This is a genomic window from Brucella tritici, assembly GCF_008932285.1.
In the GTDB taxonomy this organism is placed as follows: Bacteria; Pseudomonadota; Alphaproteobacteria; order Rhizobiales; family Rhizobiaceae; genus Brucella; species Brucella tritici.
This window is the reverse complement of record NZ_WBVY01000001.1, coordinates 464,107-479,288: the sequence shown is the minus strand read 5'-3', so window position 1 is coordinate 479,288 and position 15,182 is coordinate 464,107. Positions and strand designations below refer to the sequence as shown.

Below are 15,182 nucleotides of genomic sequence, written 5' to 3'. Positions count from 1 at the left end.
CCTTCGTTCTGGTGGTTCGCGAATCAGAGCGGGGCTATATCGCCCCTCGCCCAGCCTTCCGAGGTTTCGGCGGAAAATTCGCCAAAGCGCCCATCGGCAATCGATGCGCGGATGCCCTTCATCAGATACTGATAATAGGCCAGGTTGTTCCAGGTCAGGAGCATGGCGCCGAGCGCTTCACCGGATTTTACCAGATGATGCAGATAGGCGCGGCTATAGTCGCGCGATGCCGGGCAATCCGATTCCGGATCGAGCGGACGATGATCGTCTGCATGGCGCGCATTGCGCAGGTTCACCTTGCCAAAGCGCGTGAAAGCGAGGCCATGACGGCCTGCACGTGTTGGCATCACGCAATCGAACATGTCGATCCCGCGCGCTACGGACTTCAGAATATCGTCCGGTGTGCCGACGCCCATCAGGTAACGCGGCTTTTCCGATGGCAGGATCGGGCAGACCACCTCCAGCATGTCGAGCATGACTTGCTGCGGCTCGCCGACCGCAAGCCCACCGACCGAATAGCCCTTGAGGTCCATTGCCTTTAGCGCTTCCGCCGATTTCTCGCGCAGGCGTGCAACGTCGCCGCCCTGCACGATGCCGAACATCGCCTTGCCCGGCTGATTGCCGAAAGCGACCTTGCAGCGCTCGGCCCAGCGCAGCGACAATTCCATTGCGCGCTCTGTGTTCTTTTCCGGTGAAGGCAGGGCCACGCATTCATCGAGCTGCATCTGGATATCGCTATCGAGCAGCCCCTGAATCTCGATGGATCGCTCCGGCGTCATTTCATAAGGCTTGCCATCAATATGCGAGCGGAATGTCACGCCGTTCTCGTCGAGTTTGCGCAATTGCGCGAGCGACATGACCTGGAAACCGCCGGAATCGGTGAGGATCGGACCTTTCCAGCCGCCGAACTCATGCAGGCCGCCCAGTCGCGCCACACGCTCGGCACCGGGACGCAGCATCAGGTGATAGGTATTGCCAAGGATGATGTCGGCTCCAAGCTCTTTCACCTGGTCCATATACATGGCCTTGACCGTGCCGGCCGTACCGACCGGCATGAAGGCAGGCGTGCGCACCACGCCGCGCGGCATGGAAATCTCGCCCTGACGAGCAGCGCCGTCGGTTGCCAGCACTTTGAATTCGAAATTTTCGCTTGTCTTTAGATTTTCCAGAGTCATGCGGTGTCTTTAGCTTTGTCGGCCCGCTCAAGCAAGCTGCCGTCACCATAGGAATAAAAGCGATAGCCGTTGCTGATGGCGTGGTCATAGGCGGCGCGCATCGTGTCGAGACCGCTGAAGGCCGACACAAGCATGAATAGCGTCGAGCGCGGCAAATGGAAGTTGGTCATCAGCAGATCGACCGCACGGAACTTGTAGCCCGGCGTGATGAAGATATCGGTCGCACCGGCCCACGGACGGATGATGCCATCTTCGCCCGCAGCACTTTCGATCAGGCGCAGCGACGTCGTACCAACGCAGATGATCTTGCCGCCCCGCTCGTGCACGGCATTGAGCGCATCGGCAGTCCGCTGTGACACATATCCGATTTCCGAATGCATCTTGTGGTCGGTGGTGTCATCGGCCTTGACCGGCAGGAATGTCCCTGCCCCCACATGCAGCGTTACGAAATGTTCTTCAACGCCTTTGGCCTTGATCTTTTCCAGAAGGTCGGGCGTGAAATGCAATCCGGCAGTGGGAGCTGCGACAGCGCCTTCCTCGCGGGCATAGACCGTTTGGTAATCCTTGCGGTCGCGCTCGTCTTCGACGCGCTTCGACGCGATATAGGGTGGCAGGGGAATGTGCCCAACCGACGCGATGGCCTCGTCCAGCATGGCGCCAGATAGATCGAACACGAGAAGCGCTTCGCCCGCATCGCCCTTTTCTGCCACGGTGGCATCAAGTGTACCAAGGAAGCAGCTTGAACCGGAATGGCCGAAACGAATGCGGTCGCCTTCCTTTACGCGCTTGCCCGGACGCAGAAATGCTTTCCACCGATCCGGCCCGGCGCGCATATGCAGCGTGGCGCTGACCTGCGAAATATTGCCGTCGCGCTCACGCATGCCTTCAAGCTGCGCGGGTATTACCTTGGTATCATTGAAGACAAGCGCATCGCCCGGCTGCAACAGATCGGGCAATTCGAATACCTGTCGATCTTCGAATGGCTGGCCGGGACGGACACGCAACAGTCTGGCGTGGTCACGCGGTTCGGCCGGTCGCAGAGCAATGCTCTCTTCCGGCAAATCGAAATCGAAAAGATCAACACGCATTATGAACCTCTAAAGCATTTCCAGCAAAAGTGCGAAGCGGTTTTGCATTCGGAAATGCGGTAAACAAATTACGGCCCCGGCATGAACCGGAGCCGTAATTTCTCGATGGAATCGGCAGGATTAGACGTCGGCAGCGATGCGGGCCGTTACGATCGTGTCCGGATCGGATACAGGCTCACCGCGCTTGATCTTGTCGACATTGTCCATGCCTTCGATGACCTGGCCCCAGACGCTGTACTGGCGGTCGAGCCACGGAGCGTCGGCAAAGCAGATGAAGAACTGCGAATTGGCCGAATTCGGGTTGGCCGAACGTGCCATCGAAGCAGTGCCGCGCTTGTGCGGCGTGTTGGAGAACTCAGCCTTCAGGTCCGGCTTGTCCGAACCGCCCATGCCAGCGCGCGAGCCATTGAAATGAGCACCGCCGGTCTTGCCGAACTTCACGTCACCGGTCTGGGCCATGAAGCCGTCGATCACGCGGTGGAATACGACGCCGTCATAAGCGCCTTCGCGAGCCAGTTCCTTGACGCGCGCAACATGATCCGGCGCGAGGTCCGGGTAGAGTTCGAGAACGACATTGCCCTTGGTGGTTTCAAGAACGAGTGTGTTTTCAGGGTCTTTGTAAGCCATTGGGCCTCTCCTTGTATTTACTTTTTATTGGCCTGAAGCGTGGCCTTGATGATCTTGTCGGGGGTTTCCACGGCGCCATTATCGGCTTCGCTACCCTTCTTTATCTTGTCGACGACGTCCATGCCGCTGACAACCTTGCCGACCACAGTATATTGGCCGTTGAGGAAAGCGCCGTCCGCAAACATGATGAAGAATTGCGAATTGGCCGAATTCGGGTTCTGGCTGCGGGCCATGCCCACCGTTCCGCGCACGAAGGGTTCCTTCGAAAATTCTGCCGGAATATCCGGATAGTCGGAACCGCCAGTGCCGACGCGCGAAGCATCGAAGCCCTTGTCCACGTTACCGAACTTCACATCGCCGGTCTGGGCCATGAAGCCCGGAATGACGCGGTGGAAGGCAACGCCGTTATAAGCGCCCTCACCAACCAGCTTTTCAATCTGGGCGACATGCTTCGGCGCGAGATCGGGGCGAAGCTGGATGGCAACGTCGCCGTCCTTCAGCTTGAGAACCACGGTGTTTTCGGCCTTGGCGGCGGAAGCCGTCTGGACCGCCCCTTGCGACAGCGCGATAAAGGCAACAGCGGCAAGCGCCGAACGAATAAAGGACATAATCGAAAAACTCCCTGTGGTCAGGATTTGAATTTGGCGTTCAAGGCGGCAGCAACAGCCGCAGGAACGAAAGGCTTTATATCGCCGCCCATGGAGGCAATCTGGCGAACCAATGTGGCGGTAATCGTGCGCACTGCCGGGTCAGCCGGGAGGAACACGGTCTGCAATTCCGGCGCCATCGTGCCATTCATGCCCGCCATCTGCATTTCATAGTCGAGATCAGTGCCATCACGCAAACCGCGTACCATCAATTGTGCGGCATGCTTGCGCGCTGCATCGATAACCAGCCCGTCGAAGGAAATGACCGATACCCGGCCTGCATCCTTGCCCAATACAGCCTTGGAGCTTTCACCGATGAGTGCCACGCGCTCCTCGAAGGTGAAGAGAGGTTTTTTGCCGGGATGAACGCCGATTGCGACAATAACCTCGTCGGCAAGGCGCAAGGCACCTTTGAGGACATCCATATGGCCGTTTGTCACCGGGTCGAAGGAGCCCGCATAAATCGCGATCGTCATTTCTTCCAGCTAGCCTTTTCTGACGGGATTTTCAACAAGAACCACTGCGATAAGAAAACAGAAACCAAGAAACCAGATGAACGCGATATGAACAGCGATTTCACGACAAGTTCACAACCGATTTACCAAGATAGGTGCAAGTTTGGTGCAACCTTTTCGCTTCTGAAGCGTATGTATGTCGAAAGGATAACACGATGATGATCTTTCTTCTGGCATTATCCATGATGGTCGCGATGGCTGCATCGGCAATCATTTTGCTTCTTGAAGAGAATGAAACCAAGCGTCAGCGCGTGCGTCAGGTGGCATTCGACATCAACAGTTTGCGCAACATGCGTTCGCGCTGAGTATTAACAGCTGAGTTCACGCAATAGCGTTGGAGCTTGCTGACAAAAAGTTTGTGTGATCGCCAATTCCTCCAGTCTTGGCATCTGAAAAAGGCCGATGGTTCCCGCCATCGGCCTTTTTCATTGATCTATATAAAAAGCCCAGATTCGTTGTTTTATCGCATTATCAGACGCAAAACCGTTTCACGCTTTTGGCTCGGAAATGCTCCAACCTGGGCTTTTGATTATTCCTCGGTGTCTGTGGCTGGTGCTTCGCCTTCAGAAGCTGCCTCGCTCTCATTGCCGTTTTCTTCGTCGCTATCCGCTTCGGATATGCGTTCGACCGAGACGACCTTTTCGCCGTCCGCCGTGTTGAAGATCGTGACGCCCTTGGTGGAACGTCCGGCAATACGGATACCGTCAACCGGCACACGGATGAGCTGTCCGCCATCGGAAACAAGCAGAATCTGGTCGCTTGCCTCGACCGGGAACAGGGCGACGAGCTTGCCGATTTCGTCGGTCTTCGACGTGTCGGTAGCACGAATACCCTTGCCGCCACGGCCCGAAACGCGGAACTCGTAGGACGACGACCGCTTGCCGTAACCGTATTCGCTGACAGTCAGCACGGTTTCTTCGCGAGCCTTCAATTCCTGATAGAGCTCTTCGGTCAGTTCCGCATCGGTTCCAACGTCTTCACCGACCACCACGATGTCGTCCGCGTCGTCCGCACCCTGCGCCCTGCGCTCGGCAATCGAACGCTTGAGATAGGCGGAGCGGGTCGATGCATCGGCATCGACGTGATGCAGGATCGCCATGGAGATGACCTTGTCGCCATCAGCCAGATTGATGCCACGCACGCCGATGGAATTACGGCCTGCAAAGACGCGCACATCGGTAACCGGGAAGCGGATGCACTGGCCACCGGCACAGGTCAGAAGCACGTCGTCGAATTCCGTACAGGTATCGACCGAGAGGATTTCATCGCCCTCGTCGTCGAGCTTCATCGCGATCTTGCCGTTACGGTTGACCTGAACGAAGTCCGACAGCTTGTTACGGCGAACCGTACCGCGCGTGGTCGAGAACATGACGTCGAGGTTTGCCCAGGATTCTTCATCCTCCGGCAGCGGCATGATTGTGGTGATGCGCTCGCCCTGCTGCAATGGCAGCATGTTGATGAGCGCCTTGCCGCGCGACTGCGGTGTACCGACAGGCAGACGCCAGACCTTCTCCTTGTAGACAATGCCACGCGAGGAGAAGAACAGAACCGGCGTATGCGTATTGGCGACGAACAGGCGGGTTACGAAATCCTCATCCTTAGTCGCCATGCCGGAGCGGCCCTTGCCGCCACGGCGCTGCGCACGATAGGTCGTTAGCGGAACGCGCTTGATATAGCCTGCATGGCTGACGGTGACGACCATATCCTCACGGGCAATCAGGTCTTCGTCGTCCATTTCAGCGCCGCCGAAACCGATTTCGGTGCGGCGTGGCGTTGCGAATTCGTCGCGAACCGCAATCATCTCGTCCTTGACGATCGTCATCACGCGCAGGCGCGACGAGAGGATGTCCAGATAATCGCGGATTTCCTCACCGATCTTGTTCAGTTCGTCGGCCACTTCGTCGCGACCGAGCGCGGTCAGGCGCTGCAGACGCAGATCGAGAATGGCACGAGCCTGTTCCTCGGAGAGATTGTAGGTGTTGTCTTCATTGATGGTGTGGCGCGGATCGTCGATCAGACGGATCAGCGGAGCCACATCGACTGCCGGCCAGCGACGTTCCATCAATTGCTCGCGCGCCGTCGTCGGATCGGGCGCACGGCGAATGAGTGCGATCACTTCATCGATATTGGCAACGGCGATTGCAAGACCAACCAACACATGCGCGCGGTCGCGCGCCTTGTTGAGCAGGAACTTGGTACGACGCGTCACCACTTCCTCGCGGAAGACGACGAATGCGCGCAGCATGTCGAGCAGATTGAGCTGTTCCGGCTTGCCGCCGTTCAGCGCCACCATGTTGCAGCCGAACGAGGTCTGCAGCGGCGTGTAGCGATAGAGCTGGTTCAGAACGACATCGGCAACAGCATCGCGCTTGAGTTCCACCACGACGCGATAGCCTTCGCGGTCAGATTCGTCACGCAGATCGGAAATGCCTTCGATGCGCTTGTCGCGCACCAGTTCGGCCATTTTCTCGATCATCGAAGCCTTGTTCACCTGATACGGAATCTCGGTGATGATGATGGCTTCGCGGTCACCGCGCATCGGCTCAATGGTGGCGCGTCCGCGCATGACCACCGAACCGCGTCCGGTCGTGTAGGCGGAATTGATGCCTGCGCGCCCGAGAATGATGCCGCCGGTTGGGAAATCCGGACCAGGGATGATCTCGATCATTTCTTCCAGCTCGATGGCCGGATTGTCGATCAGCGCAATGCAACCGTCGATGATTTCGCCGAGATTGTGCGGCGGAATATTGGTCGCCATGCCGACAGCGATACCGCCCGAACCATTGACGAGCAGGTTCGGGAAGCGTGCAGGCATAACCACAGGTTCCTGCTCGCGGCCGTCATAATTGTCCTGGAAGTCGACCGTATCCTTGTCGATATCCGACAGGATGGATTCGGTAAGCTTTTCCAGACGGCATTCGGTGTAACGCATCGCCGCCGGCGGATCACCGTCGATGGAGCCGAAATTGCCCTGCCCGTCGACCAGCGGATCGCGCATGGAAAAATCCTGCGCCATACGCACGAGAGCGTCATAAATGGAAGCGTCGCCATGCGGGTGATACTTACCCATGACCTCACCGACCACACCCGCCGACTTACGGTACGGGCGGTTATAGGCGAGGTTCATCTCGTTCATGGCGTGGAGAATGCGGCGATGCACGGGCTTCAGGCCGTCGCGCACATCGGGCAGCGCACGGCTCACGATAACGCTCATCGCGTAATCGAGATAGGAGCGCTGCATCTCCTCGATAATGGAAATCGGTTCGATACCGCTAGGGCCGCCGTTTGGGCCACCATTCATATCGTCGGAACCGGGTGGAGGCGTTTGATCTGACACTATTCAGATTTCTTTCTCAACAGAATCGATAAAGTCACTTTATAACGGAAACCAGCAAAAAACGCCAATTTCACGACCGTTTCGGCGGGCTATTTCCGTCTGTCAATTCAATGACTTAAAAGATATTCACATAAAGATTGAGCAATGATGTTGCCCGGACTGGCGCTTTGCATCGACCATGTGCCGTCGATCGTCTACAATCCATGTATCCGATTGAGCATAACATGCCAACAAGAAGGGCGCTTGCAGTATGGGGTTCTACGATACGGTTTTCAGCGCGTTCGTCACCCTGCTTGTTACAATCGACCCGCCCGGACTGGCGCCGTTGTTTCTGGCACTGACGCCGGGCATGGAGCGGCACCACCGCGGACAGGTGGCGCTACGCGCTTCCATCATCGGTTTTATCGTGATGGCGCTCTTCGCCATTGCTGGCGCGCAGATTCTCGGCATGTTCGGCATTACCATTGGCGCGTTCCGCGTTGCCGGTGGCCTGCTGCTGTTCTGGATCGCATTTGAGATGATTTTCGAGAAGCGGACAGAGCGTAAGGAAAAGAGCGCCGAGGTGGCGATCACCAAGGACCATATCCGCAATATTGCTGCCTTCCCGCTCGCCATTCCGCTGATTGCCGGTCCGGGCGCAATTTCGGCTATCGTGCTGACATCGGACTCATTCCACGGCATCGGGCCGCGTCTGGCCCTTCTTGGCGTTATCTTCGTCTGCCTGCTGATTACCTATCTCGTGCTGCTGCTGGCAGAGCGCGTCGACCGGTTTCTCGGCGAAACCGGTCGTTCCATCCTGACCCGCCTTCTCGGCGTCATTCTGGCGGCGCTTGCCGTCCAGTTCGTTGCGGACGGCATCAAGACACTTATCAGTGGTTAAGCAGACTTCTGCGCCTTCTTGCCGATCATCGCGTGACGAAGCTTGGACGAGAACCAGTCGATCACGGCAACAGCGATCAGGATCATGATGATCAGGAAGGAAACGTCCTGAAGGTTCAGAACCTTGATCTGTTCCGCCAGATGCGCGCCGATGCCGCCTGCCCCGACAATACCGATGATCGTTGCCGAACGGGTATTCGATTCGAAGAAGTAAAGAACCTGACTGCCGATCAGCGGCAGAACCTGTGGCAGCACGCCAAAGCGATAACCGTGCAGTCTGCCCCCACCCGATGACACCACGCCTTCGACCGGCTTCTTGTCGGCGCCTTCAATGGCTTCGGAGAAAAGCTTGCCGAAAGCCCCGAAATCCGAGCAGGCAATGGCGAGAATACCGGCAAATGGTCCAAGTCCTACAACCGACACCCAGATCAGCGCCCAGATCAGCGTATCGACGCCGCGAATGGTATCGAGAAAGCGGCGAATGCCGAAATGCAGGAAGACATTCGGGATAATGTTCTTGGCGGCCAGAAAACCGAATGGAAAGGCCAGGATCGCCGCCAGCAAGGTGCCGAGATAGGCAATCGCCAGCGTTTCCATCATTGACCACAGATAGAGGCTGAAACGACCGCCGGACGATGGCGGCATCATCATCAGCGCGAAATCGCCAAGGCGACCGAGACCGTTCAGAATGCGCAGCAGCGAAAAATCGAGCCAGTAGAAGGCGAACCAGACCGAAGCGATGAGAGCTACGGTTAAAATCGCCAGATTGCGCCACGCACGCGCATTTCCGAACAATTCGGCATGTTCCGCCCTCAGTTCCTTTTCGTGCGTGTGCGCCTCACGGGAGAGACTTTGTGCAATATCGGTCATAATTCTCTCTTCTGTTTGAGCATGATCTTTTCCCGAAAACCGGTTCCCACTTTTCGGGATCATGCTCCTCAACCAATGCGGCCAAGCAGTGCGTGACGAACGCGCTGCGTAATGAGGTCGATGACAACAATGGTCACGATGATCAGAAGCAGGATGGCGCTGACATCGCTGTAATAGAACTGTCGGATCGAAGTGAGCAGTTCCTGCCCGATGCCGCCTGCCCCCACAAACCCCATGACGGAAGCGCCGCGCACATTGATTTCAAAGCGCAGCAGGCCATAGGAAGCAAAATTCGCGGCCACTTGTGGCAGCACGGCAAAGCGAATGACCTGCAGGCCGGAGCCGCCCGATGCGCGGATACCTTCCACCGGGCGCATGTCGATATTCTCGACGACTTCGGAAAACAGCTTGCCCAGCGCTCCTGTCGTATGAAGCATGAGCGCCAGCACACCTGCCATCGGCCCAAGACCGAAGGCAATGACGAAGAGCAGCGCGAAGACGATTTCTGGAACCGTACGCAACAATTCCAGCCCGCGACGGACGATGAAGCGAACCGTCGAATTGGGAGCCATGTTGGATGAAGCCGCGAAGGAAGCGGCGAAAGCGACGACTGCACCGATCAATGTCGCCAGATAGGCGATCAGCAGCGTCTCAAACAGCATTTTGAGCCAGCCGCCGAGGTTCCAGTACCAGGCAGCGAGGTCGCCCCAGAAATTGGCAATCGTCAGATCCGGCAGAATGCGACCGAGATAGCTTGTGAAGCGAAAGAGATTTTCAACCAGAGTGCCCGGCCGAACATCGGCAACGACGGAGGCAGCAATAGCGACAACGACAAGCGCGAGGAGCAGCGCGATACCGTAGAGACGCCGTTTGCCGACTTCTCTCCGATAATCGGCAAGCAGGCCTTTTGCACCGTTGCCGTCGAGTGAGGATACCGTCATGCGATCTTTCCTATAAAAATGCCCGGAACGGGTTACGTTCCGGGCACTTCAATTGTTCTACGGATTAAGACTTGCGAGCCTTGTCGTTGAACTTGAGCATCTCGATGATTGGCTCATATTCCTTGGCTTCGGTCGCTACGAATTCCTTGTCCTTGCCGTCGGAAAGAGCGTCGAAACCAGCCTTGTCCTTGGTTGGCATATCGAGGAAAGCCTGCTTGATGTCTGCCTTCAACTGGTCTGGCAGCGTGCTGAGAACGGCGAACGGGCCTTCAGGAAGGAAGTCCGACTTGAAGATGACACGGAAATCGTCCTTCGTCATTGCCTTGCCGTTGGCGTCTTTCAGAACGCCGCGGCTGACCATACGGGTCAGGTTGGAATCGTCTTCCGAGTTCCAGGAGTTGGCAGCGGCGTCAGCGGTGCCCTGCGCAAGTGCGAGGACTGCGTTTTCATGGCTGCCAGCGAAGAAGTTCTTACCGAAGAACGTATCGACGCTATAGCCTTCGCGGTTGAGGAAGAAGCGCGGCGCATTGTTGCCCGAGGTCGAGTTCGGATCGACGAGAGCAATAGTCTTGCCCTTCAGGTCGTCCATCTTCTGGTACGGACTGTCGGCGCGAACATAAACGACCGAGTAATAGCCGTTGACGCCGGTGTCATGGCGCTGGTTGACGAGCGGAGTGGTTTCAACGCCGGTCATGACGGCGCGCGCATAGGAAGCCGGGCCATAGAATGCGATCTGGATGTTGCCGGCGCGCTGGCCTTCAATGACGGCAGCATAGTCGTTGGCGACGCGCAGCGTGACCTTCGTGCCGAGTTCCTTGCCGAGATAGGCAGCCAGAGGCGCGTAACGGTCGGAAGTGGTCGAAGCGTTTTCAGCCGGGATCACGCCCAGAACGATTTCCGGATAATCCTTGCTCCAGTCAGCAGCCTGAGCAGTGGAAGCCATCATTGGCATGGTCAGCGTTGCGGTAAGCGCAGCAGCCGCCAGAAAGTTTCTACGGTTAAGCATAGGTATCTCCTGTTAATCCTGAGTTTGGAGCGTGTTTCTTTTCCGGAGCTTTGTGCGCTCAGGCGGAAAGCTGGCGCAGAACGGCTTCAGCCGACTGCGGAACTGGCATCGGCATTGGCTCATCCTGCTGCTCATCGGCGTCGATGACGTCAGCGGCTTCCATGCCGTAAAGGTCGCGTGATGCCATATCTGTCAGCATCGACGGTGTGCCGCGGAATACGATCTTGCCGGCAGACATGCCGACGAGGCGGTCGCAATAGCTGCGCGCAATATCGAGCGAGTGCAGATTGCAGAGAACCGTGATGCCATATTCGCGATTGATGCGACGCAGGGCGTCCATGACGCTGCGGGTGTTGCGCGGATCGAGCGACGCAATCGGCTCGTCGGCGAGAATGATGCGCGGCTGCTGGACGAGCGCACGGGCAATCGCCACGCGCTGCTGCTGGCCGCCCGAAAGTTCATCAGCGCGATGCGCCGCAAGATGCGCAATATCGAACTGCTGCAAGGCGGAAAGAGCGATCAGGCGTTCTTCATCGCTCCAGATACGCAGGAGCGATTTCGGCGTCGAAACATAGTTGAGACGCCCCATCAGAACATTGGTCAGAACATCCAGACGGTCAACCAGATTGAAATGCTGGAAAATCATCGCGCATTGAGCGCGCCAGTCACGCAGCCCCGAACCCTTGAGCCCGGTAACATCGCGACCGTCCCAGTGAATTGTTCCCTCGGATGGCTCGACGAGGCGATTGATCATACGCAGCAGCGTCGACTTGCCCGCGCCAGAGCGCCCGATAATCCCCACAAACGTGCCCGGCTCGATTTCGAGGTCCACACCCGAAACCGCCACCTTGTCATTATAGCGGCGCGTTATGTTTTTCAGTTGAAGCATGAATTCGTCTCCATTCATGCTTACTCTGAATTGCTTCCATGACACTGCAATGAAAGCATAATGACGTTTGTGTAAATTTACACGCCGCTATAGGTGTTTTCCCTAAGCTATTGTTTTAGCGGTTATTTCCTTCAGGTGATGAAGGAAGGTCTCTGTGGATGCGTTGACATCGCCGGAATTGTCTATTGTGACAACATCCCTGGCACCGTCATCGAAGCTCACTTCACGCGCAAGCCGCGCGGTGATTTCGTCCCGGCTTTCGCGACCACGCGATGCAAGCCGTTCTGCCAGAACGTCCGGCCGGGCCGTTATCACAACCACAGAGCGCGACGTGTAGAGCCTGCGGATATCGCCCAGAACCCGGCGCGAAACGTTGGCTATCACCACCGTGCCCTCGGCGATTTCATCCTCAAGCGATTTCGGCAAGCCATAGCTCAGCCCATGTGCCTGCCAGTGCAGGGCGAAAGCTCCCTCGCCTGCCGATTTTGCAAATGCTGTCTCATCCAGACTGTCATGATCTTCGGTTCCCGGCATTTGCGGGCGTGTGATGATGCGACGTACAAAATGAAAACGCGTGTCGCCCGCAAGGGCCACACGCGCTGCATCCATGATCGTATCCTTGCCGGCCCCGCTGGGGCCGACGACGGCGACGAAACAGCCTTTCGGCATATCGGATTGCATTTGCATCAGAGCACCCGTTCGCCTTCGCGCCAGACAGTGCGGACAACCGGGATCGCACCTTTCGGGCGCACGCGAACCAGATCGGCACGTTTTCCGATAGCGATTTCGCCGCGATCATCCATGGCCATGGCATCAGCCGGGTTCTTGGTTACAAGGCGGACGGCCTGTGGCAGCGCAATCGGACGCTCGCCCGAAGCAAGGCCGAAAGCCGACTGAATAAGGCTGAACGGAATATAATCCGAAGACAGGATGTCGAGGCTGCCATTGTCGACGAGATCGCGTGCAGCGATGTTGCCCGAATGGGAGCCACCGCGAACGATGTTCGGCGCGCCCATCAGGATTGAGAGGCCTGCGCCTTTGGAAGCATTGGCGGCTTCCATCGTGGTCGGAAACTCGGCAATCCGCACGCCATGGTCGAGCGATTCATCGACATGGGCGCAGGTCGCATCATCGTGGCTGGCCAGAACGATGTCGCGCGTCGCCGCCAGTTCGGCAATGGCGCGACGATGTCTGGCCGAATAGGCGTCCGAATCCGCCATGCGCTTCTCACAATGCACCCGGAACTCCTCATCCGTGAGCTTCATCTTGCGCATGTAATAAGTGCGATAGGTCTCAAGATCAACGAATTGACGCTGTCCCGGCGCATGATCCATCAGCGAAGCGAGTTTTACGCGGTCATCGCCTGCGAAAAGCTCGAATGTTTCGAGGCAATCTGCTGAGGAAACTTCGCAGCGCAGGTGCAGAAAGTGGTCTGCACGCAGGCGGTTTTCGCGAACACCGCTTTCAATGGCGTCCGCAAGCATGCGCATATCCTTGCCCACGAAGTCGCGGTCATAGTCCGTGCCGACACGCATCGCGTCAAAAACTGTCGTGATGCCGGATGCTGCTACCTGCGCATCATGCGCCTGAACCGCTGCATCGACATTCCAGCGCACCTTTGGACGCGGCGCATAATGGCTTTCGAGCTGGTCGGTGTGCAACTCGATGAGACCCGGAATGACATAATCGCCGTCCATGTCATCGCCGCCATTGGCATAGCCTTGATCGATGGCGGCAATTTTACCGTCACGGATCAAAATTGAACCCGAAACAATCTCGTCAGCGAGCACGATCTGCGCATTTTTCAGAACGATTTCATTAGCCATTGGATAGCTCTTTCATGACCGCATTTGCATTGGCGGCAGTTTCATATTTCGAGAGGAAGGCTTCGATATCGAGCGCGCGGAAATCATCGAGCGCATCGCGCAGACGATCATGGCTCCAGTCCCACCAGGCCAGTCGATCCAGACGATTGCCGGTCGCAGCGTCGAAGCGTTCGCGAATGAGACGCGCCGGTACGCCGCCCACAATCGTATAGGGGGCCACGTCCTTGCTCACCACCGCACCAGCACCGACAACGGCACCATTGCCAACCGTCACACTCGGCAAGATGGTGGAGCCATGGCCGAGCCATGTGTCGTGACCGATTTTCACGGCATTGCCGCGACGCCAATCAAAGAACTCCGTCTCATCCTTTTCTTCCGGCCAGTAATCACCGGCGCGGTAGGTGAAATGATGCAGCGTCGGACGCCATGTCGGATGGTTGGTGGCGTTGATACGCACATGACTGGCGATGTTGGAAAACTTGCCGATTTCCGCACACCAGATTTCGCAATCGACGCCGAGATAGGAATAGTCGTCGAGTACAGTCTCCGAAACGCGACTGCGCTCGCCGATCTCCGTATAACGACCGAGTGTGCAACCGCTGACGATGGCGGTTTCATACACCAGCGGTTCTACCGATAGCTTGGTCATGCCGCTGCCCTCGGCGAGAAAGCTGTCACGTCGATAATCCGGTCGGCAACTTCCGTGCGCACGTCCTCATCGTGGAAAATGCCGAGCATGGCGACGCCCTGCTCCTTCTTGGTCTTGATGAGATCAACTACGACCGCACGGTTCTTCGCATCAAGCGAGGCGGTCGGCTCATCGAGCAGCAATACCGGATGATCCGTGATGAAACCGCGTGCGATATTCACGCGCTGCTGTTCACCGCCGGAGAAAGTCGCAGGCGGCAAGGCCCACAGACGTTCCGGCAGGTTGAGTTGTGACAGAAGCTCGCGAGCGCGTTTCAGCGCCATTTCGCGATCAACACCGCGAGCCACCAATGGCTCCGCAACGACATCGATTGCCGCCACGCGCGGCAATGTGCGCAGGAATTGGCTGACATAGCCAATCGTATCGCGCCGAACGGCCAGCACTTCGCGCGGATCGGCAGTGGCAAGATCGACAACCGCGTCGGCATGACGGATCAGGATTGAACCACCATTGACCGCATAATTACCGTAGACCATTTTCAGGATCGAGCTTTTGCCAGCCCCCGAAGGACCGCCAAGCACGGCGCATTCACCGGCATGGAGTTCAAAATTCACGCCGCGAACGACCGGAAGTTCAATGCCGCCTTGAAGATGCATGACGAAGGTTTTCGTGACATCGGTGACGGCAAGCGGGGCTGATGTTTGCAACATAGACATTTTTCACCTCACGCAAG

General features: G+C 57.3%; 16 protein-coding genes. 2 read left to right on the top strand and 14 right to left on the bottom strand.

The window, feature by feature from the left end; all coding sequences use genetic code 11:
• Nucleotides 1–23 precede the first annotated feature (23 nt).
• The 5 genes from tgt to coaD all read right to left on the bottom strand — a co-directional run bounded on the left by tgt (nucleotide 24) and on the right by coaD (nucleotide 4,013).
• Complete coding sequence (gene tgt, locus F9K94_RS02415; protein WP_061346320.1) at nucleotides 24–1,175, bottom strand: tRNA guanosine(34) transglycosylase Tgt; 1,152 nt, start codon at nucleotides 1,173–1,175, stop codon at nucleotides 24–26.
• Entirely contained in the window at nucleotides 1,172–2,263 is a 1,092-nt protein-coding gene (gene queA / locus F9K94_RS02410) for a tRNA preQ1(34) S-adenosylmethionine ribosyltransferase-isomerase QueA (protein ID WP_151643439.1), read from the bottom strand. The genes tgt and queA overlap by 4 nt, the downstream gene beginning before the upstream one ends.
• Nucleotides 2,264–2,383: 120 nt before the next feature.
• Entirely contained in the window at nucleotides 2,384–2,890 is a 507-nt protein-coding gene (locus F9K94_RS02405; RefSeq protein ID WP_061346322.1) for a peptidylprolyl isomerase, read from the bottom strand.
• A 17-nt stretch (nucleotides 2,891–2,907) separates the two neighbouring features.
• Complete coding sequence (locus F9K94_RS02400) at nucleotides 2,908–3,498, bottom strand: peptidylprolyl isomerase (protein WP_151643437.1); 591 nt, start codon at nucleotides 3,496–3,498, stop codon at nucleotides 2,908–2,910.
• 20 nt (nucleotides 3,499–3,518) lie between these two features.
• The gene (gene coaD / locus F9K94_RS02395; RefSeq protein WP_109987838.1) at nucleotides 3,519–4,013 is read right to left on the bottom strand and encodes a pantetheine-phosphate adenylyltransferase; all 495 of its coding nucleotides are present in this window, start codon (nucleotides 4,011–4,013) and stop codon (nucleotides 3,519–3,521) included.
• Between the two features lie 194 nt (nucleotides 4,014–4,207).
• Here coaD and F9K94_RS24360 point away from each other — a divergent pair, with 194 nt between their 5' ends.
• Entirely contained in the window at nucleotides 4,208–4,357 is a 150-nt protein-coding gene (locus F9K94_RS24360) for a hypothetical protein (RefSeq protein WP_167522188.1), read from the top strand.
• A 224-nt stretch (nucleotides 4,358–4,581) separates the two neighbouring features.
• Here the strand turns inward: F9K94_RS24360 and gyrA are convergent, their stop codons facing one another.
• Nucleotides 4,582–7,353, bottom strand: a complete 2,772-nt coding sequence (gyrA, locus tag F9K94_RS02385) for a DNA gyrase subunit A (RefSeq protein ID WP_151644108.1) — start codon at nucleotides 7,351–7,353, stop codon at nucleotides 4,582–4,584.
• 286 nt (nucleotides 7,354–7,639) lie between these two features.
• Here gyrA and F9K94_RS02380 point away from each other — a divergent pair, with 286 nt between their 5' ends.
• Nucleotides 7,640–8,269, top strand: a complete 630-nt coding sequence (locus F9K94_RS02380; protein ID WP_029924858.1) for a MarC family protein — start codon at nucleotides 7,640–7,642, stop codon at nucleotides 8,267–8,269.
• On the opposite strand, the gene phnE (F9K94_RS02375) is transcribed toward F9K94_RS02380, so the two are convergent.
• The 8 genes from phnE (F9K94_RS02375) to phnL all read right to left on the bottom strand — a co-directional run bounded on the left by phnE (F9K94_RS02375) (nucleotide 8,266) and on the right by phnL (nucleotide 15,165).
• Nucleotides 8,266–9,138 carry a phosphonate ABC transporter, permease protein PhnE gene (gene phnE, locus F9K94_RS02375; RefSeq protein WP_151643435.1) on the bottom strand — a complete coding sequence of 291 codons (873 nt, stop codon included), beginning with the start codon at nucleotides 9,136–9,138 and terminating at the stop codon, nucleotides 8,266–8,268. The two genes, F9K94_RS02380 and phnE (F9K94_RS02375), sit on opposite strands and share 4 nt — an antisense overlap.
• Before the next feature lie 68 nt (nucleotides 9,139–9,206).
• Nucleotides 9,207–10,079: a phosphonate ABC transporter, permease protein PhnE gene (gene phnE, locus F9K94_RS02370; protein WP_151643433.1), complete on the bottom strand. Its 873-nt coding sequence runs from the start codon at nucleotides 10,077–10,079 to the stop codon at nucleotides 9,207–9,209.
• Between the two features lie 64 nt (nucleotides 10,080–10,143).
• Complete coding sequence (phnD, locus tag F9K94_RS02365; RefSeq protein ID WP_151554958.1) at nucleotides 10,144–11,085, bottom strand: phosphonate ABC transporter substrate-binding protein; 942 nt, start codon at nucleotides 11,083–11,085, stop codon at nucleotides 10,144–10,146.
• 58 nt (nucleotides 11,086–11,143) lie between these two features.
• Nucleotides 11,144–11,974 carry a phosphonate ABC transporter ATP-binding protein gene (phnC, locus tag F9K94_RS02360; RefSeq protein ID WP_151643431.1) on the bottom strand — a complete coding sequence of 277 codons (831 nt, stop codon included), beginning with the start codon at nucleotides 11,972–11,974 and terminating at the stop codon, nucleotides 11,144–11,146.
• Nucleotides 11,975–12,076: 102 nt separating this feature from the next.
• Nucleotides 12,077–12,655 carry a phosphonate metabolism protein/1,5-bisphosphokinase (PRPP-forming) PhnN gene (phnN, locus tag F9K94_RS02355; protein ID WP_151644106.1) on the bottom strand — a complete coding sequence of 193 codons (579 nt, stop codon included), beginning with the start codon at nucleotides 12,653–12,655 and terminating at the stop codon, nucleotides 12,077–12,079.
• A gap of 5 nt (nucleotides 12,656–12,660) precedes the next feature.
• On the bottom strand, nucleotides 12,661–13,800 hold the full coding sequence (locus F9K94_RS02350) for an alpha-D-ribose 1-methylphosphonate 5-triphosphate diphosphatase (RefSeq protein ID WP_151643429.1): 1,140 nt from the start codon (nucleotides 13,798–13,800) through the stop codon (nucleotides 12,661–12,663).
• Nucleotides 13,793–14,449 (bottom strand): DapH/DapD/GlmU-related protein, encoded by a 657-nt coding sequence (locus tag F9K94_RS02345; RefSeq protein ID WP_151643427.1) that lies wholly within the window; start codon nucleotides 14,447–14,449, stop codon nucleotides 13,793–13,795. The genes F9K94_RS02350 and F9K94_RS02345 overlap by 8 nt, the downstream gene beginning before the upstream one ends.
• Nucleotides 14,446–15,165 (bottom strand): phosphonate C-P lyase system protein PhnL, encoded by a 720-nt coding sequence (phnL, locus tag F9K94_RS02340; protein WP_151643425.1) that lies wholly within the window; start codon nucleotides 15,163–15,165, stop codon nucleotides 14,446–14,448. The genes F9K94_RS02345 and phnL overlap by 4 nt, the downstream gene beginning before the upstream one ends.
• Nucleotides 15,166–15,182: the final 17 nt, after the last annotated feature.